At 64.5% G+C, this 18,639-nt stretch carries 17 protein-coding genes; 6 read left to right on the forward strand and 11 right to left on the reverse strand.

Annotated elements, in window-relative coordinates:
* Position 1 precedes the first annotated feature (1 nt).
* From PE058_RS11265 to PE058_RS11280, 4 genes are read left to right on the forward strand one after another with little or no spacing between them, the layout of a single operon-like run.
* The gene (locus PE058_RS11265; RefSeq protein ID WP_020087864.1) at positions 2–1,030 is read left to right on the forward strand and encodes a quaternary amine ABC transporter ATP-binding protein; all 1,029 of its coding nucleotides are present in this window, start codon (positions 2–4) and stop codon (positions 1,028–1,030) included.
* Entirely contained in the window at positions 1,027–3,039 is a 2,013-nt protein-coding gene (locus tag PE058_RS11270; protein WP_271028418.1) for an ABC transporter permease, read from the forward strand. The genes PE058_RS11265 and PE058_RS11270 overlap by 4 nt, the downstream gene beginning before the upstream one ends.
* A complete protein-coding gene (locus tag PE058_RS11275) occupies positions 3,029–3,931 on the forward strand; it encodes a choline kinase family protein (protein WP_271028419.1) in 903 nt (300 codons plus the stop codon). The genes PE058_RS11270 and PE058_RS11275 overlap by 11 nt, the downstream gene beginning before the upstream one ends.
* Positions 3,928–6,378, forward strand: a complete 2,451-nt coding sequence (locus tag PE058_RS11280; RefSeq protein ID WP_271028420.1) for a GcvT family protein — start codon at positions 3,928–3,930, stop codon at positions 6,376–6,378. The genes PE058_RS11275 and PE058_RS11280 overlap by 4 nt, the downstream gene beginning before the upstream one ends.
* A gap of 66 nt (positions 6,379–6,444) precedes the next feature.
* Here the strand turns inward: PE058_RS11280 and PE058_RS11285 are convergent, their stop codons facing one another.
* The 3 genes from PE058_RS11285 to pqqC all read right to left on the reverse strand — a co-directional run bounded on the left by PE058_RS11285 (position 6,445) and on the right by pqqC (position 8,912).
* Entirely contained in the window at positions 6,445–6,714 is a 270-nt protein-coding gene (locus PE058_RS11285; RefSeq protein ID WP_020087860.1) for a hypothetical protein, read from the reverse strand.
* A gap of 130 nt (positions 6,715–6,844) precedes the next feature.
* Entirely contained in the window at positions 6,845–8,005 is a 1,161-nt protein-coding gene (gene pqqE / locus PE058_RS11290) for a pyrroloquinoline quinone biosynthesis protein PqqE (protein WP_083929297.1), read from the reverse strand.
* A 136-nt stretch (positions 8,006–8,141) separates the two neighbouring features.
* A complete protein-coding gene (gene pqqC, locus PE058_RS11295) occupies positions 8,142–8,912 on the reverse strand; it encodes a pyrroloquinoline-quinone synthase PqqC (RefSeq protein ID WP_020087858.1) in 771 nt (256 codons plus the stop codon).
* A 157-nt stretch (positions 8,913–9,069) separates the two neighbouring features.
* Between pqqC and PE058_RS11300 the strand changes: the two genes are divergently transcribed.
* Positions 9,070–10,062: a PfkB family carbohydrate kinase gene (locus PE058_RS11300; RefSeq protein ID WP_271028421.1), complete on the forward strand. Its 993-nt coding sequence runs from the start codon at positions 9,070–9,072 to the stop codon at positions 10,060–10,062.
* Here the strand turns inward: PE058_RS11300 and PE058_RS11305 are convergent.
* The 3 genes from PE058_RS11305 to PE058_RS11315 form a co-directional block, all read right to left on the reverse strand.
* Positions 10,031–10,555, reverse strand: coding sequence for an HPP family protein (locus PE058_RS11305; RefSeq protein WP_271028422.1), 525 nt, complete (start codon positions 10,553–10,555; stop codon positions 10,031–10,033). The genes PE058_RS11300 and PE058_RS11305 overlap by 32 nt on opposite strands.
* A 148-nt stretch (positions 10,556–10,703) precedes the next feature.
* On the reverse strand, positions 10,704–11,903 hold the full coding sequence (locus PE058_RS11310; protein ID WP_026868320.1) for an NAD-dependent formate dehydrogenase: 1,200 nt from the start codon (positions 11,901–11,903) through the stop codon (positions 10,704–10,706).
* A 304-nt stretch (positions 11,904–12,207) separates the two neighbouring features.
* Positions 12,208–13,128 carry a LysR family transcriptional regulator gene (locus PE058_RS11315; RefSeq protein WP_020087854.1) on the reverse strand — a complete coding sequence of 307 codons (921 nt, stop codon included), beginning with the start codon at positions 13,126–13,128 and terminating at the stop codon, positions 12,208–12,210.
* A gap of 236 nt (positions 13,129–13,364) precedes the next feature.
* On the opposite strand from PE058_RS11315, the gene PE058_RS11320 reads away from it, so the two are divergent.
* The gene (locus PE058_RS11320) at positions 13,365–13,631 is read left to right on the forward strand and encodes a hypothetical protein (protein ID WP_020087853.1); all 267 of its coding nucleotides are present in this window, start codon (positions 13,365–13,367) and stop codon (positions 13,629–13,631) included.
* Positions 13,632–13,665: 34 nt separating this feature from the next.
* On the opposite strand, the gene PE058_RS11325 is transcribed toward PE058_RS11320, so the two are convergent.
* The 5 genes from PE058_RS11325 to PE058_RS11345 all read right to left on the reverse strand — a co-directional run bounded on the left by PE058_RS11325 (position 13,666) and on the right by PE058_RS11345 (position 18,414).
* Positions 13,666–14,847 (reverse strand): ABC-type transport auxiliary lipoprotein family protein, encoded by a 1,182-nt coding sequence (locus tag PE058_RS11325; RefSeq protein ID WP_271028423.1) that lies wholly within the window; start codon positions 14,845–14,847, stop codon positions 13,666–13,668.
* A 44-nt stretch (positions 14,848–14,891) separates the two neighbouring features.
* Positions 14,892–15,695 carry an ABC transporter ATP-binding protein gene (locus tag PE058_RS11330; protein WP_020087851.1) on the reverse strand — a complete coding sequence of 268 codons (804 nt, stop codon included), beginning with the start codon at positions 15,693–15,695 and terminating at the stop codon, positions 14,892–14,894.
* A 5-nt stretch (positions 15,696–15,700) separates the two neighbouring features.
* A complete protein-coding gene (locus tag PE058_RS11335; RefSeq protein ID WP_271028424.1) occupies positions 15,701–16,837 on the reverse strand; it encodes an MlaE family ABC transporter permease in 1,137 nt (378 codons plus the stop codon).
* Between the two features lie 39 nt (positions 16,838–16,876).
* Positions 16,877–17,371 carry a hypothetical protein gene (locus PE058_RS11340; protein WP_020087849.1) on the reverse strand — a complete coding sequence of 165 codons (495 nt, stop codon included), beginning with the start codon at positions 17,369–17,371 and terminating at the stop codon, positions 16,877–16,879.
* Between the two features lie 386 nt (positions 17,372–17,757).
* Positions 17,758–18,414 carry a transferase gene (locus PE058_RS11345; protein WP_271028425.1) on the reverse strand — a complete coding sequence of 219 codons (657 nt, stop codon included), beginning with the start codon at positions 18,412–18,414 and terminating at the stop codon, positions 17,758–17,760.
* Between the last annotated feature and the right edge of the window lie 225 nt (positions 18,415–18,639).

Below are 18,639 nucleotides of genomic sequence, written 5' to 3' on the forward strand. Positions count from 1 at the left end.
CATGACGAACGCCACTCTCGTTTGCCGCAACCTCTGGAAGCTCTACGGCCCGGAGCCGGAACGCTTCATGGAGAAGCATGGGCCGTCACCTTCAGAAGCCGCGCTCAAGTCGGCGGGGCAGGTGACGGCGGTGGCGGACGCCTCGCTCACCATCGAGCGCGGTGAGATTTTCGTCATCATGGGGCTGTCGGGATCTGGCAAGTCGACGCTGGTCAGGTGCCTCTCGCGCCTGATCGAGCCGACGAGCGGGGAGGTGATCTTCGAGGGCGTGGACCTGCTCAAGGCTTCGCCCGAGGATCTCATCGAGCTCAGGCGGCACAAGATGGGCATGGTGTTCCAGCACTTTGCCCTGCTGCCGCACCTCAGTGTTCTCGACAACGTAGCATTTCCGCTCGAAATCCGCGGTGTGGGCCGCCGCGAGCGCGAGAAGCCCGCCCGTGAGATGATCGAGCTGGTCGGCCTCCAGGGGCGCGAGAACTACCTGCCGTATCAGCTTTCGGGCGGGCAACAGCAGCGGGTGGGCATCGCCCGCTCGCTGATCACCAATCCCGACGTGTGGTTTCTCGACGAGCCGTTCTCCGCGCTCGATCCGCTGATCCGCCGCGAGATGCAGAACGAGTTCATGCGTCTGCAGGACGCGCTGCACAAAACCATCGTCTTCATCACGCACGATTTCGAGGAGGCGGTTCGCGTCGGCGATCGCATCGCTATCATGCGGGAAGGCCGCGTCGTGCAGGTGGGCACGCCGGAGGATCTGGTGCGCTCCCCGGCCGACGACTATGTGGCGGAGTTCACCCGCGATGCGCCACGCAGCAAGATCTTCTCCGCGCGTGCGATCATGCGGGCGCCCAAGGCGGGCGAGGCTATCGCGGGGCTCATTCCGGCTGCCAGCAAGGTGCGCGAGTTTGCGGCGCGCGTGGATTCCTCCGAGCTTCCGTTCGGGGTGGCTGATGAATCCGGTCAGCAGATCGGCGTGGTTGACCGGCGGGCGGTGATGTCCGTGCTGGTCAGCGCCTGGGAGCGGGCATGACAGTGGCCGCCGTCGAGACGAAGATAAGCCCCTCGACGACGCGGCTCGGACCCGACACCGTCGCGATCCTGGCGTTTGCGGTGCTGGCGCTGATTGCCTTCTTTCTTCCCGACGGCGTGCTGCCCGCGTGGATGACGGAGCTGCCGCCGCGGTTCCGGATCGGTCTCGACACGGGGGTCTCGGCTGTTCTCAAGTGGCTCGTGGAGGATGCGAGCTTCGGTCTCTTCACGTTCAAGGAGATGACGCGCGGGTTCGCGCAAGTGCTGAACGTTCCGCTCGACATCGCGACCTCCATCCTTTCGACGGGATTGCGAGAAGGACGCGGATCGGCTGCGGTTCAGCTTGCGCCGCCGCTGCCGTGGATCGCGGTGGTCGGTGTCGTCTCGGCGCTGGGCTATCGCTTCGGCGGATGGCGTCTCGCGGCGCTCGCGGGTGGCGCGTTCCTCTATCTCGCCGTGTTCGGTCAGTGGGAGAGCGCAATGCTGACGCTCTCCTCCATCGTCGTGGCGGCGCCGCTCGGTGTTGCGGCGGGCTTGGTCACAGGCGTCATCGGCTATCGCGTTCCGGCGTTCCGGCGCTTCATCACGCCGGTTCTCGATCTCATGCAGACGGTACCGACGTTCGCCTACCTCATTCCGATCCTGTTCCTGTTCGGCTTCGGCCCTGTGGCCGCAATGATCGCCACCATCATCTACGCGCTGCCGCCGATGGTGCGCGTGACGATGGCCGCCCTCGAAGGCGTGCCGCGCGAGATCGTGGAATACGGCACCATGGCCGGAACCACGCCGAGGCAGATGATCATGAAAGTCATGCTGCCGGCCGCGCGCCCACAGCTTCTGGTGGGCGTGAACCAGGTGATCATGCTGTCGCTCAACATGGTGATCATTGCGTCGATGATCGGCGCGGGCGGTCTCGGGTTCGACGTTCTGACGAGCCTTCGGCGCCTCGATATCGGGCGCGGGCTGGAATCGGGCCTTGCCATCGTGGTGCTGGCCATCGCGCTCGACCGTCTGAGTCAGGCCTACGCCGATGGGGCGCGCAAGCGCGGTGCGGAAGGGGACCTGAAGCCGTTCCTGCTCGCGCTCGTGGCATTCGTCGCGGTGACCTATGTGCTGGGCCTGTTCGTGCCGTTCGTCGCTACTTATCCGGAGGCGCTCCAGATCTCGACGGCGCCGTGGTGGTCGGAAGCGGTGCGCTGGATCAACGTCAACTTTTTCGACGCGTTCGATGCGGTGAAGACGTTCTTCCTTCTCAACCTGCTGCTGCCCGTGAAGCGCTTCATGATGGCCCAGCCTTGGCCGCTGGTTGCGGCGGCGCTCGGCTATGCGGGATGGCGGCTCGGCGGCGTGCGCCTCGCTGTTCTCGTCGTGTCTCTCGTCCTGTTCCCGGTTCTCAACGGGCAGTGGGAGATCACGATGATGACCGTGTATCTCTGCGGGCTTTCCGTGCTGTTCGCGGCGCTGATCGGCATTCCCATCGGCATCTACGCCGGTCTCTCTCCTAGGGCGTGGCGCGTGATCGAGCCGGTGATCGACACGCTGCAGACGCTGCCGAGCTTCGTCTACCTCATCCCGGCCGTCATGCTGTTCCGCGTCGGCGACTTCACGGCGATGCTCGCGATCATCCTCTATGCGCTGGCGCCCTCGGTTCGCTACGCGGCGCACGGAATCCGGCAGGTTCCCCCGATGTTGATCGAGGCCGGCACCTCGATGGGCTGCACGCCGCGCCAGAGCCTGACGCGCATCCAGCTTCCCGTGGCGCTTCCGACCATTCTTCTCGGCATCAACCAGACCGTGATGCTTGCTCTCTCCATGCTGGTCATCACGGCGCTGGTGGGCACGCGCGATCTGGGCCAGCAGGTGTACATGGCGCTCACCAAGGCGGATACGGGCAAGGGGCTCGTTGCGGGGCTTTGCGTGGCGGCCATCGCTATCGTCGCCGACCGGTTGATCAACGCGGGCGCGGCGCGGCTCGCCGCGCAACGAAGCGGAGGTGGCGATGCCGCATGAGGTCATCGACGATCCGCTCATCGTCAGAGTGTCGAAGCTCGATATCTGGTTCGGAACCGTCGATCCGGAGCCGCTGCTCGGGGGCATTACCAACAAGAACTTCGTGGTGCGGGATCGCGGGCGGCGCTACGTGGTGCGAACGGGCGGGGACATTCTCGCCCATGGCGTCGTGCGCGCGAGCGAGCTGGCGGCGACTCGGGCGGCTCATGCGGCGGGCATCAGCCCGGCCGTCGTTCACGCCGAGCCCGGCATCATGGTGATCGAGTTCATTGAAGGCCGGACGTTTCAGCCCGAGGATGTGCGTAATCCGGCAAACCTCGAGAGGCTCGTCGATCTCATCCGCCGCTGCCATCGCGACGTGGCGCTGCACCTGCGAGGGCCGGCGCCGATGTTCTGGCCGTTTCATGTGATCCGCGACTATGGCCACACGCTACGCGAGGGTGGAAGCCCGCACGCTGGTCTGTTGCCGGATCTGCTGACGCGGGCGGAGCGGCTCGAAAAGGCCGTGGGGCAGATCGACGTCGTGTTCGGACACAACGATCTCCTGGCCGCGAACATTCTTGACGATGGGGCACGCCTTTGGCTGCTCGACTGGGAATATGCGGGCTTCAACTCTCCGCTGTTCGACCTCGGCGGCCTCGCCTCCAACAGCGAGATGCCGGCCGATCTTTCGGAAGCACTTCTCGCCTCCTATTTCGGCCGGCCGATCGACGCGCTTCTGCGCCGGCAGGCCGCTGCCATGACCGCGGCATCTCTTCTGCGCGAAACGCTGTGGGCCATGGTGTCGGAGATCCATTCCTCCGTCGATTTCGACTACGCCGCCTACACCGCGGAAAATCTCGCCCGTTTCGAAACCTCCTATAACCACTACGAGACACTGGAGTCCCCATGAGCGCGTTGCCGACCTCAGCGAAGATCGTCATCATCGGCGGTGGCATCGTCGGATGCTCCACAGCCTATCACCTCGGGCAGATGGGCATGAAGGACGTGCTGCTCATCGAGCGTGCCAAGCTCACCTCGGGCTCGACGTGGCATGCTGCGGGGCTCGTCGGTCAGCTTCGGACCAGCGCGAACATCACGCAGCTTCTCGGCTACTCGGTGGCGCTCTACGACAGGCTCGAAGCGGAAACGGGTCTCGCCACAGGCTGGAAGCGCAATGGCGGTCTGAGACTCGCCTGCAATTCCGAGCGCTGGATCGAGGTGAAGCGGCAGGCGACGACGGCCAAGTCGTTCGGCCTCGACATGCATCTCCTCACTCCCAAGGAGGCGCAGGAGCTTTGGCCGCTGATGCAAGTCGACGACGTGGTCGGCGCTGCCTTCCTGCCGACAGACGGGCAGGCCTCTCCCTCGGACATCACGATGTCGCTCGCGAAGGGTGCGCGGCAGGGCGGCGTGACGATCCGGGAAGGCGTGCGCGTCACGGCTATCGAGACGGAGCGTGGCAAGGTTCGTGCGGTCGTGACGGACCAGGGCCGGGTGGAGTGCGAGAAGCTCGTCATTTGCGCCGGGCAGTGGTCGCGGGCGGTGGGTAAGCTGGCGGGCGTCAACATTCCGCTCGTCTCGATGCAGCATCAATACCTGATCACGGAGAAGATCGACGGCGTGACGGCCTCGCTGCCGACGTTGCGCGATCCGGACCGGCTCACGTACTGGAAAGAGGAAGTGGGCGGTCTCGTGATGGGCGGCTACGAGCCCAATCCAAAGCCGTGGGCGGAGAACGGTATTCCGGATCCCTTCGACTTCCAGTTGCTCGAGAACGACCTCGAACACTTCGAGCCGCTGCTGGAGCTTGCGGCCGGACGCGTGCCTGCGATGGAGACCGCCGGCATTCGCCAGTTCCTCAATGGCCCGGAGAGCTTCACGCCGGATGGCAACTTCATCCTTGGCGAAGCGCCGGAAGTGAAGAACATCTATGTGGGCGCAGGTTTCAACGCATTCGGCATCGCGGCGGGCGGTGGCGCGGGCATGGCGCTTGCGGAATGGGTCGCGAAGGGCGAGCCGCCCTACGACCTGTGGCCGGTCGATATCCGCCGTTTCGGCCGCAACCACCTCGACACGGGCTGGGTGCGCACGCGCACGATGGAAGCCTATGCCAAGCATTACACGATGGCCTGGCCGCACGAGGAGCATCATTCGGGCCGGCCTCTACGCCGCTCTCCCCTCTATGACCGGCTGATCGCGCAAGGCGCCGTGTTCGGCGAGAAGACGGGATGGGAGCGTCCGAACTGGTTTGCCGACACGAAGGCGGGCGAGGAGACGCGCGACATCTACAGCTACGGGCGGCAGAACTGGTTCGAGGCTGTAGGCCGCGAGCACAAGGCTGCGCGTGAGCGCGTCGCGGTGTTCGACCAGACGTCGTTTGCGAAGTTCATGATGGTGGGCGAAGACGCCGAGCAGGCGCTGTCGTGGATCGCGGCGAGCGACGTGTCGAAGGCGCCGGGTCGTCTCGTCTATACGCAGATGCTGAACGGAAAGGGTGGCATCGAGTGCGATCTGACGGTGGGGCGTCTTGCCTATGACGAATATTACATCGTCACCGGCACGGGGTTCGCGACGCACGATTTCGACTGGATCAAGCGCTCGATCCCGGCGGGGCTCGATGCGCGGCTGATCGATGTGACGTCCGCCTACGGTGTGCTGGCGGTTATGGGGCCGCGTTCGCGGGACGTGATCGCGGCGCTTTCGAGTGACGACTTCTCGAACAAAGGCTTTCCATTCGGCCAGATCCGCCGTGTGCAGATCGCGGGAGCGCCGGTGATTGCGCTGCGCGTGACCTATGTGGGTGAGCTTGGCTGGGAGCTGCACATTCCGGTGGAATTTCTGACCACGGTCTATGAGGCGCTGATGGCGGAAGGTGCCAAACACGGCATCGCCAACGCGGGGTATCGCGCGATCGAGTCTCTCCGCCTCGAAAAGGGCTACCGTGCGTGGGGCTCCGAGATCGGACCGGATCACTCGCCGCTGGTGGCGGGGCTCGGCTGGGCGGTCAAGCTGAAGGCCAATACGCCGTTCCAGGGACGCGATGCGCTGAGCCAGCAGGCGGCCAAGCCTCTGCCTCGTCTGCTCGCCGGCTTCACCACCGATCCCTCGGTCGTGCTGCTCGGGCGCGAGACGATCTACCGGAACGGCGAGCGCGTCGGCTGGCTCGCGAGCGGCGGCTTCGGCTATACGGTCAACCGCTCTATCGGCTATGGCTATGTGCGCCGTCCTGATCCCGGCGTGGACGCGGAATTCGTGCTGTCCGGCACCTACGAGCTCGAGGTTGCGACGGAGCGCGTGCCGGCTGAGGTGACGCTCGGGCCGCTCTACGATCCCGAGAACGCGCGGATCAAGGCGTAAAAAAATCGGAGCGGGAATGCCGCTCCGATCTCTACGCACGCACGGGATCTTTTGCGGGGCGGTCGGTCAGGCGCATTCGTAAGGGATGGCGGCGCCCGTCTCCGCGACGAAGCGGATGCAGGTCTGCTCGCGCGATGCAATCGTGAGCTCGTTCTCCGGACCGTCCTTGCCGAGGCTCGCTTTTTTCAACGGTTTCTCTGACTTAGGGCCGAGCTCGATGTCGGCGATGGCGTCAGGCTGATAGCCGCGATAGGGGCAGCCCGCGTTCGCTGCCGACATCTGAAGCGTGGCGACGAGCAAGGTGGCGAGAACGATCGCGACAAAGCGGAACATCATGTGGGGCTCCCCTGATTAGGCCTCTTGGCGGGCGGCTTTCTCAAGCCGCCCCGTGACGCCTTCGTGCCATGGGGGGAGGGGCCAAACTGTTACGCGCGGAACATGGCCTGGAATTTCCGGCCCGGGATCGTCAGGCTACGGAGCTGGGTTGGCCGATGCGCCGGTAGATGAAGGGCGGCGCGGGCGCTTTGCTCTCGCGCTCGGCGATCTCGGCGAAGGCCTCGTGCCACGGGGAAAGCGCGCAGGCCGGGTCGGCGTTGGCCGCGTCTCCTGTCACGGCGAGCGCCTGGCAGCGGCATCCGCCCCAATCGACCTCGCAGCGGTCGCAACCCTTGCAGGGCTCCTTCATCCAGGCCGTTCCCCGGTATTTGTTGAAGGCCGATCCGTTGAGCCAGATGTCGGCCAGGGAGCGGTTGCGGACGTTGTCGATCTCGAGCCCCGGGATCGTCTCCGCGGCGTGGCAGGGGAGTACCTTGCCCGAGGGCGTGACGTCGATGAGGTTGCGGCCCCAGCCGCCCATGCAGGGCTTCGGCCGCACGGCATAGTGATCGTGCGAGACCACGTCGAACACGAGGATGCCCTTGAGGCGTTCCTTGGCCTCGCGGGCGACGTCGAGGGAGCGGTAGAACTGCTCGCGCGTGGGAATGAGCGCGGCGCGGTTCTTGAGCGCCCAGGCATAATATTGCGTGTTCGCGATCTCGATGCGACCCGCACCCACCTCTACAGCGTAGTCGATGAGGGCGGGGAGGTTGTCGATGTTGTGGCGGTGAACGACGACGTTGACGGTAAGCGGGAGACCCAGGTCTTTCACCCAGCGGGTCACCTCGCGCTTCTTGGGCGCGCCGCCCTTGTAGCCCGAGATCCAATCTGCTTTCTCGGGATCGGTGTCCTGTATGGAGATCTGCACGTGGTCGAGCCCCCGCGCAGCCAGTCCGGCGAGCCGCTCCCGGGTGAGCGTGACGCCCGAGGTGATGAGATTGGTGTAGAGCCCCGCCTCGACCGCGCTCGTCAGGATCTCCTCCAGGTCCTTTCGCGCGCACGGCTCGCCGCCTGAAAGGTGAACCTGCAGCACGCCGAGGGCCGCCGCATCGCGCAGCACGCGATCCCATTCGGCTGCGCTCAGCTCGCCGCCCCGTTCCATTTCGAGGGGGTTGGAGCAATAGGGACATTGCAGCGGGCACCGATAGGTGAGTTCGGCAAGCAACCCGAGAGGGGCCAGCGGACGGCTGCACGCAGGCGCTTCAGCGGTGTTGATATGCGTTCCGGTACTCGTGCCGGCAATCTCAGTCACGGGGCAAGTCCTTGCTGTTGAGACGTCCTCTCCTCATCGCGCTTCGTCCTGGTCGATCGGACTCGTATCCGGCCCCCGGCTTCGCGGGACAGCGAAGCCGGAAGGGTCTTCGATCACGGAGGAATGACGCTGCGGATTACGCAAGCGCTTCGTCAGGCCGATAGCAGCCGGGGGGAATGAGGCCAACCACGTAGGCGTGGTGCAGGGCATCGAGCTGCGCCCAGAGCACGTCGCACTTGAAGCGGACGGCGTTGACGCAGGCTTCCTGCAGGTCACGCGTATTGGCGTATTGCTTCACGAACTCGAGGGCGAAGGTCGCGTCACGCGGGGCCTGAGAGAGACGGCGCTTGAAGTACGCCATCACCTCGTCGTTGACGAAGTCGTAGTTGGCGAGCATGCCCGCGATGCGCTCGCGGTGGATCGAGGGCGCAAACAGCTCCGTCAACGAGGAGGCGGCCGCGACGACGAGCGGCTGCTCGACGACGAACCGCACGTAAGCCTCAACGGCGAACCGGGTCGCGGGAAGCGCGCCGCGCATGCTCGTCACGTAGTCGCGATCGAGGCCGAGGCAGTCGGTGAGCTTGAGCCAGCGCTCGATGCCGCCTTGCTCGTCGGGCAGCATGCCGTCGTGATCGTGAATGCGGTGGATCCACTCGCGGCGCAGCTCCCGGTCGTGGACGCGGCTCATGAAGGCTGCGTCCTTGCGCGGGATCGCTTCCTGATAGCAGTAGCGGTTCAGCGCCCATGCTGAGACCTGACCCTTGTTGAGCTTGCCGCCGTGGAGCAATTTATGAAACGGATGCAGATCGTGGTAGCGGGTGGGCCCCACAGCGCGGATTTGCGCCTCGAACTCCGCAGGCGACCAGGGGGCGTTGGCAGCTTCGATTTTTCTTACGAACTCGTTCATCCTTGGGGAACCTTTCCGGGGTTGGCGTGCTGACATGGGCATCGCTTTTCCGGAAATCTGCCGGGCGCCGGAGTTGCTTGCTTGATCCATGTCAAGATTGAGATCACAGGTGGTTCAAAGGCTCGTGTGACGAACAGGATGGCCGAGGACTGAGCCCATGCGCGTAAAGCCCGTCATTGTCGTCGGCCACGCGGCCCTCGACCGTGTCTACCGGATCGATGCTTTTCCCCCGAAACCAACCAAGGTGCGGGCGCTCGAGCATCGGGAGGAGGGTGGCGGCTCGGCTGCGAACGCGGCTGCCGCCGTCGCTCGGCTCGGCGGGGCTGTGACGTTCTGGGGTCGCGTGGGCGATGACGAGACGGGAGACAAGGTCAAGCGCGCGCTCGAACGCGTGGGAGTGGACGTTGCCTCCGTTCGTTCCTGCTCGGCTGCCATCACTCCGACGGCTGCCGTCATCGTGGACGGAAGGGGCGAGCGGCTGGTGGTGAGCGAGGATGATCACGTGATGCCGATGGAGGCGGACTGGCTGCCGACTGGTCAAGTGAGATCGTCGAGTGCCGTTCTGAGCGATCTGTCGTGGCTGGAAGGTACGGAAGCTGCCTTCATGGAAGCGCGGGCGCTCGGTGTGCCGACGGTGCTCGACGTAGATCTCGGCGGCGGCAGCCTGCTCGCGCGCCTGCTTCCTCTCGCCGATTTCGCGATCTTCTCGGCTCCCGCATTCGAGAAGCACGTCGAAGGCTCGACGGACGACGCGCGGCTTTCGGCTTTGATCGAGGCTGGTGTGCGTCATGCCGGCGTAACGCGGGGTGCGGCCGGATATGTCTGGAAGTCGCGCGCGGGCAGCGGCGTCCAAGCGGGGTTCAGGGTGCCCGTCGTAGACACCACGGGCGCGGGAGATACGTTCCACGGGGCTTTCGCCTATGCGCTGGGAGCAGGATTTGAGGAGGCCGAATGCGCGCGTGTCGCTGCCGCCGCCGCTGCCTTGAAATGCCGGCGGCTCGGAGCGCGTCTCGGACTGCCGACGGCGGCGGAGCTCGACGCCTTCCTGATCGAGCAGACAGGGCAGGGACTCGCCGCCCCGCTTCTCGAGGATGGCCTGATGGCGGATGCGTCCGAGCCTAGGGTTTCGCCGGATAATTCAGGCCCGTGACGACGCGGTGATAGAGCACGGCACAGGCGACGATCGCCGCGCTTCCGACGAGCACGGGCATGACGAGGAAGCTCGGTGTCGCGAGCCAGGTGAGCACCACGAGCGGATTGGCGCCTGCCGGCGGGTGCACGGTGCGCGTCAGCACCATTGCGGATATGCCGAGGCCGACGCCTAGGCTTGCCGCCGCGATGCCCGGGCCGAACGCGGCGCAGGCGAGGAGGCCGGCGGTGGCCGTCACGAGATGTCCGCCGATGACGTTGCGCGGCTGGGCGAGGGGACTAGCAGGCAGCGCGAACACGAGCACGCACGATGCGCCGAACGGGGGGATCAGGAGTGCGTATCCCCCCGACATGGTGAGCGTGGCGAGGAGCGCGATGGTGAGCGCGCCGCCGAGCCCGGCGAGCGCGGCCGTCTGCCAGGGATGCTCGCGTAAACGACGCATGCCAGGAATGATGGTGCCCTCCAGGAAGGCACGCTGACGCCGGTCGCTCATGATGTGTCTGCTCGTTTGGGGTTTCTGCCAGGAGGAGGCGAGACGGAGATGCGGCGGGCCTGCAGGGCGGCTCTCAGCATTCTCCGTCCGCTTTCACGCCCGGGAGAGGTGCAGCGGCGCGCCCCTCCCGGACGATGCAGATCGTGGATCAGCGTTTGAACTTTGCTGCTTCCTCCGAGCCGCCGGTGGCGTTTCCGGCGCTGTAGGAGTGGGCGCCGACGCCTGCGAGCTTGCCGCCCTGGACGACCAGGTACTCGTTGCGGATCGGCCTTCCCTCGAAATAGCACTCCAGAATCTCGCGGGTGCCTGCCGCATAACGCGTTTGCGCCGAGAGCGAGGTGCCCGAGATATGGGGCGTCATGCCGTGATGGGGCATCGAGCGCCACGGATGATCCTGCGGCGGCGGCTGCGGGAACCACACGTCGCCCGCGTAGCCTGCAAGCTGGCCGCTTTCCAGTGCGCGTGCGATGGCATCGCGATCGCACAGCTTACCGCGTGCCGTGTTCACGAGATACGCGCCGCGCTTGAAGTTCTTCAGAGACTTCTCGTTGATCATGTGCTCCGTCTCGGGGTGGAGCGGGCAATTCAGCGTGACGACGTCGCAGACCTTGGTGAGGCTTTCGAGGCTCGTGTGGTGCGTGAGGTTCAGCTCCTTCTCGACAGCGTCCGGCAGCTTGTAGCGGTCCATGTAGTGGAGGTGGACATCGAAAGGCTTCAGGAGACGCAGAACGCGAAGTCCGATGCGGCCCGCGGCCACCGTTCCGACGTGCATACCCTCGATGTCATAGGAGCGAGCGACGCAGTCGGCGATGTTCCAGCCGCCCTTGATCACCCAGTTGTAGGACGGGATGTAGTTGCGCACGAGCGACAGCATCTGCATGACGACATGCTCGGCCACGCTGTTCGAATTACAGTACGTGACCTCGGCGACGGTGATGCCGCGATCCATAGCCGCCTGAAGGTCTGTGTGATCGGAGCCGATGCCAGCCGTCACGATCATCTTGAGCTTGGGAGCCTTGGCGATGCGCTCGGCCGTCATGTAGGCGGGCCAGAACGGCTGGGAGATCACGATTTCCGCGTCATGCAGTTCCTGGTCGAGCTTCGAGTTCGCCCCGTCCTTGTCGGACGTCACAACAAGCGTGTGTCCATTCTGCTCGAGGTATTTGCGCAGGCCGAGCTCGCCCGAGACGCTGCCGAGCAGCGTGCCGGGCTGGAAGTCGATTGCCTTCGGCGTGGGTGCCGTCTGGCCATCGGGGTACTTGGTGATTTTCGGAATGTCGTCACGGGCGTAGGTCTTCGGGTAACCGGTCACGGGATCGTCGTACAGGACACATACGATCTTTGCCATTTTCATCTCCATCATGGGTTCAAGTCGATCGAGAGCCGGCGGTCGATGGCAGCAGGCTTTCGGCCATGAGGCAGCGTTTCGGCCGGCGTGGTGCCGGTCGATCCTTTCGATCACGATCGAAGAGGGGCAATGTTGGAACGGTTCCAGATGTGGCCGTTCGGGCGTCGCTCCTCGCGCTTCCTCGCCACTTCGAGCACCGGCCGTTCTCTGCGGCGCATGTGTTTCCGTCGTGGTCGCAGGACAGTCTGACGCAACGCGAGCGCGATCAAACAAATGATGTGAGACGGGTGATCGACGGCGTCGATCAAACTGCGACAGGCGTCAGGCCGCCGAGCATCTGTTCAAGGTCGAGACCATCCGCGCATTTCACGAGCGCATGAGCGAGCGGCGATTGCGGATCGCGGTCGAGCGTCACGAGGCCGATGGTCTGGCTGTGCACGGGATCGACGAGATCGATCAGCGCGAGATCCTCGCAGCCCGCGAAGATGTAGGCGAACGTATGCGGGATGATGCTCGACCATTCGCCGCTTCTCACGTGCGAGCAGACGGCGAGGAACGAGTTGGCGGTGACGGTGGGGTTAAGCTCGACGCCGAGCGATTGTGCGAGCTTGTTCAGAACGCGGCGGTTCTGCATGGCTTCGTGCAGCAGGCATAGATTGTCGTCGACTGCTTCACGCCAGCCGATGGCCGGTTTCTTCGCACGCGGGTTCGCGACGTTGGTCACGAAGATGTAACGCTCGCGGTAAAGCACTTTCTTGCGCACGTTGGCGAGGGGCTCGTTGTCGAGATATGTGATGCCCGCATCGAGCTCGAATTTTTCGAGACCGCTCTGGATCGCGAGGGAGCTCACCGACTGGATGTCGACGGTGACGCCCGGATGCTTCGCGCAGAAGGGCGCTGTGAGGAGTGCGACCGTCGGCATGGCAGCCGGAATGACGCCGAGCCGGAGCGTGCCTTTGAGCCCCTCGCGGTAGGTGCCGACGTCCTGCTTCAGGCTCTCGTAGTCCGCGAGGATCTGGTAGGCCCATTCCGCCACGCGCTCGCCTTCGGGCGTGAGACCCATGAAGCGGGGCTCGCGGATGACGAGCGTCATGCCAAGCTCGCGCTCGAGGGATTTCAGGCCGGCGGAGAGGGTGGATTGCGTGACGTGACAGGTCTCGGCGGCGCGTGCAAAGTGCTTCTCGCGCGCGAGGGCAAGGAGATAAGTCATCTGGCGGATGAACATCGTGCATACCCGTGTCGTTGGTCCGCGGCCCGCGTTCGATATAACGCATTGGATATAACGAGGCGAGATTAACTATCGGCCGCGGGTCGATTGCCGTTCATGCTTCAGCAAGATGGGCGTTATACTTGTTTGAGCAACCGCAACCCGCTCGAATATTCGCCGATCAAGCCTTATATGAAGGGCATCGTGGCTTACGGGGCGGCCTTTGCTCCCGGCAAGCCCGCACGGAGGACTTGATGGATCCCAGGCGTGAAGAGACTGTCATCGTCATCGACAGGCATGGCACGACGACGGAGTTGAAGGGCTGGCGCCGCTGGCTGGCAGCTGGCACGGGCTATCTTGTGCTCGCGCTGGTGGCGCTGGTCGGCATTGCCTTCCTGGTCGGCATCGCGATGACGGCGGCCATGGTGCTGGTGGTGGCCGTTCCGCTTGCCATTGTGCTGGCGCTCATCGCCTACGCGACGGGCTATCTCAAAGTCGATGTGCAGCGCGACAAGTTTTGAGCCTCGATCGCCTGCCTAGCGCCCCCCGGGGTAATCAGGGAGCCGGGGGCTCCGGCACGTCGATCTCCGGCTCGGCTTCCTTGGGCGCGGCTGCTTCGCGCGGCAGCTTGGTCACCCAGGGCACAACGTTCGTCACGATCTTTCCGAATGCCGTGTCGAGTGCCGCGACGGCGCCGGGCGCATCGACCGATCCCAGCGGCACCTGCTCGTGGAACACCTTCGAGCCCGTGATCTTTCCGCCCGCGCTCAGCATCTTCACGGAGATCTCGACGTCGGCTGCCGGTTTCGGCGCCATCGTGATGGCGAACTGGCGGATCTCGGTCTGCAGCTGATCCGACGGCTCCAGGCTGTCGAGCGGGCGCGTGACGGCGGAGAAGCATCCCGATTTCTCGAAGCTCTCGACCATCTTCGACTGGACGACCGAGGGGATGTTATCGGTGAATTGAGCCTTCTCGAAGGGCGCGTTTTCCGGCGGATCGCCGACGACGATCACCTTGTCCGAGTTGAACGCCATGGGCGCTGCGGGTTCCGGGATCACGAGCTGGGGCAGGGAGGCCTCCTTGCAGACCGAGGTCCCTTTGACCGCAGTAAGCGTGTAGATGCCCGGCTTCGCTTTCGCGCCACCCGCGAAGCGCTCCAAACCGGCGAGGATGCCATCGATGCGCTCCGAGTTGCGCGACAGAACGCCCGCAAACGTGCTGATGCCGGCGATGGCGTCATGCAAGGCGGCGCTGTTGTCGTCGATCACCTTGTCGAGACGGTTGAGCGTTGCGCGCGCGGATTGCGACAAGCTCTGGGTGCTTTCCTCGCTTGCGGTCAGCAGCGGAATCTCGCCCGGCGCTGCTGCGACCGGCTGCGCGCCGGTGGCGCCGCCCGTCAGCTCGATGACCGGTGCACCGGTGAGCCCCTGGAAATCGACATTCACCACGGTATCGGCCCGGATGGGCGTGTCCGGGGCGACCGCGATGGTGACGAGCACCTCCTTCGGGGCATCAGGGCTCAGGGTAATGTTGGTGACCTCCCCGACGCGGATGCCGTTGAACAGCACGTTCGAGCCGGTCAGCAGGCCGGAGACGGAGCTCTGGAAGCGCACCTGATAGCTCTGCCGGTTGATGAGCCCGCCGGAGTTGTTCAGCCAGTAGACGAAGGCGAACACGGCCAGCGTGACAGCGAGCACAAAGGAGCCGATCAGGGTGTAGCGTGCCGACGTTTCCATGTTTCGGGCCTCAAGGCTCAGTGTTTTTGCTCATAGGTCATGGCTCATGCCTCTGACCGCGGAGATCCGGCAGTGCCGTGATCGGGACGTGAGAAGAGGGCCGTCGCGCGCCGGCCCCGGAAATACTCTCTCACCCACGGATGCTCGGACTGAAGCATGGTGTCGATCGAGCCCGTCGCCACGACGCGTCCATCGGCAAGCGCGCCGACACGGTCGCAGATCGTTTTCAGGCTTTCGAGGTCGTGGGTGATCATGAAGACGGTGAGACCGAGGGTGCGTTGCAGGGTGCGGATCAACGCATCGAAATCGCCTGCCGCGATCGGATCGAGGCCGGAGGTCGGCTCGTCCAGGAACACCAGCTCGGGATCGAGGGCGAGGGCACGGGCCAGCGCCACGCGCTTTGTCATGCCGCCGGAAAGCTCCGAGGGAAGCTTGTGGTGATCGGCTTTGCGAAGCCCCACCATCTCAAGTTTGGTGGCGGCCATCTCGTCCATGAGGCGTTGCGGCAGATCCAGGTATTCGACCATCGGGAACTGGACGTTCTGCAGCGCGGTGAGCGAGGAAAACAAGGCGCCCTGCTGGAACAGGATGCCCCAGCGGCGCTCGATCTGGCGGCGCTCCGCGTCCGTCGCGGTGTCGAGGCGGGTTCCCAGAACCTCGATGGAGCCGGAGCGGCGTGGCAGGAGCCCGATGATGGTGCGCAGCAGAACGGATTTTCCGCTGCCCGATCCGCCGACGAAGCCAAACACTTCGCCGCGGCGCACCTGGAAGGTGACGCCGTCGAGGATGGTCCGGTTGCCGAGGGCAACGACCAGATCCCGCACCTCGATGACGTTGTCTCCGGTCATGGGCCCTACATGTCGACAGAAGCGAAGAAGACAGCGAAGAGGCCGTCGAGAACGATGACAAGGAAGATCGACTTGACGACGGAGGCCGTGGTCTCGCGGCCGAGCGACTCCGCGCTTCCCTTGACCGCAAGGCCCTGCGCGCAGGCCACGACGCCGATCACGAGCGCCATGAACGGGGCCTTGATCATGCCGACCTCGAAATGGGTCAGCGACACCGCTTCCCTCAGCCGTTCGATGTAGATGTCGGGGCTCATTCCGCCGTAGAGCCATGCGACCACGCCGCCGCCATAGAGCGCGGCCATGGAGCCGATGAACGTCAGGATGGGCAGCGCGATGACGAGCGCCACCACGCGCGGCAGGATCAGCACGTCCATGGGATCGCGGCCCATGGTGCGCAGCGCGTCGATCTCCTCGCGCATCTTCATGGAGCCGAGCTCGGCCGTGTAGGCGCTTCCCGAACGGCCGGCCATCATGATGGCGACGATCAGCACGCCGATCTCGCGCAGGATCAGGATGCCGACCATGTCGACGACATAGGCATCGGCGCCGAACTTGCGGAAATGGAAAAAGCCCTGCTGGGCGATGATGCAGCCGATGAGGAAGGTGATCAGCACCATGATCGGCACGGCCTGCCAGCCGACGCGGTCGAGGTGGTGAAGGGTGGACGTGAGGCGGAAGCTCCTGGGGTTCGCGATCACGCGACCCAGCGATACCACCAAGGCACCCAGCATGGCGGCAAATGCCGTCAGCTCCCGGCCGATGCCCGCAGTCGCGCGGCCGAGCCATTCGATTTTCGCGGGGATGCTGAACGCGTGCTTAGGAGGAGATGCCGGCTTGCGCTCGGAGCGCTGAACCTGCTCGTAGAGTGAATGATAGCGCTCGGGCAGCCCGTAGAGCGTCGCGCGGCCGGGAAGGGCCTCACGGGCTCGTATCAGGCGCTCGATCAGCCAGGCGCCGTAGGTGTCCAGGCTGGTGATGCCGTGCATATTGACGGCGATCGGCTGGTCGGGGGGCGTCGTGCGCACCGTCTCGTCGATCAGCCCATCGAGATTGCGGGCGTTGGCGACGGTCCAGGATCCTTCGGCCGTCAGCTCGATCCTTCCCGATCCGGGCCGTGCGACTAGCGAGGGCGGCGAACCCATCTGACCTTCACCTCCTTGGGGAGCCTTCACGCAGCCGCGTCACTTTCGCGAGAGGCTCACCGTGACGCTCTTGAGCGGGATGCCCTGGGTCGCGATGGCCACGTTCTGCTTCGCGCGATCATAGGTGATTGTCATGGTTCCCGCCACGCTGCCGGCGATGGCGAGCGAAAGCTTCGTGTCCGTGAGCTTGCCCGTCACCGCGCCTTCGGCATTGTAGGTCCGCTCTTCCCAGTTGCCGCTCAGCGATGTGCCGTTGGCGCTCAGCTTGGACCGCATCTCGATCTTGTTGGTCTGCCCCGAGCACCGGACGGCGATCCCGAGCTGGGAACCGCTTCCAGTATAGTAGGCATCGCATTTGAGCTTTTCCGAGGTGCCGTCCTGGAGCTTGTAGGTTCCGCTCCCGCCCCAGGATCCGATCAGCGGCTCGAACGTGGGATCGGCAGCGCTCGGCGTGGCGGTGGCGCAAACCAGGAAAAGCGGGGCGGCGAGCACCGGAATTAGGCGAGACAGCAGGCCCGGACGTTGAGGCTTCATCGGTATCCCTCGGGTTTTCGGCGCATCGCGGACCCGCCCCTGCTCGGGTGCCTGATGCTCATCAGTGCTTTGATTCAGCGATCCAACTCGAAAATCGTAGGTGTTCTTTCGCAGTGCGGGATCGTCAGCCGTCCACGAACGAAGCAGCGGCACCAAAAGACACTGAATATGGACAACGTGCAACACCGCATCGTGACAGAACCGCACGTACTGGGGCGGATTGTGGGGAGGGTCTTCTGCTGGACGGGCAGGCTCCCGTGCGCCCTGTCGCGGGCAAACGGAAACGCCCTCCGTACGCGATACGGAGGGCGTGGAACGGCGGTGGTGCCGGGCAGGGCGCAGAGCGCGCTGATAGGTGAGCGATCTCGTCGTTTCAGCGTCCTGGCTCAGCAGGTGTAGCTGACCCAGACGTTCGGCTCCTCGTAGCGGCCGAAGCGGCGCTCGACGTCGATCTCGACGGGAACGAGGGCGCCATCCAGGGCGTAGGAGCCAGTGCGGTCGTAGGTCTGCCTCGACCAGGTTTCCCAGAAATCGAGCGGCTCGTGGACGACCATGGAGCGCTCGCAGGGTCCTACGAGCTTGCCGCCGGACGAGAGGTGGCTGCGAAGCCAGGGATCGTAGATGCGTCCTTCACCATCGGTCCAGGTGATGTAGTCGTCGATCGAGACCCAGGGATGATGGGCTTTTGCCGAGGGGCGAACCGGAGCGACGAGGCCGTGGAGTCCCTTGGATTCGGCCAAATCGAGCAGGGCACGGATCATTATGCGCGCGTAGCCCTTGGACCGGTGAATGGCGGGGACCGAGATGGCGAGAGCGCCGAGCATTTTGTGCGGCGCCTTGGGACGGGCAGCTGTCTCTACAAGCCAGTCCCATCCTTCCGGCGGCAGATCATCGGGGCCGGAGCAGGTGAGGGGGACGCAGTTCGCCACGGCGACGGGATAGTTCGTTTCCTCGTTCACCAGGCAAAGCTGGTAGTCCGCGTATTGCGTGAGAAGATCGGTGTAGAGTTCGAAGTGTGCGCGTGTGTAGTTGAGATAACCCAACTCGCTCCACGCGGCTTGTTCTATCGATAAGGCGGCTTTTCTTAATTCGTCGCTGTCTGCGCGTGTGCGAATTACGAGAGGGGCTTCCATAATGGGCTCGAAACTCTTGTTTTACGCAACTACAACTCGCGGGCCGAAACGCCCTTGTTTCAAGCCTTAATAAAGCGTTAATTCCCGGAAAGCAATGGTAAAATAGTTAACACGCCGATTATGGTCAATATGGCA

It is taken from the genome of Hyphomicrobium sp. DMF-1 (genome assembly GCF_027886585.1).
GTDB lineage: Bacteria > Pseudomonadota > Alphaproteobacteria > Rhizobiales > Hyphomicrobiaceae > Hyphomicrobium_C > Hyphomicrobium_C zavarzinii.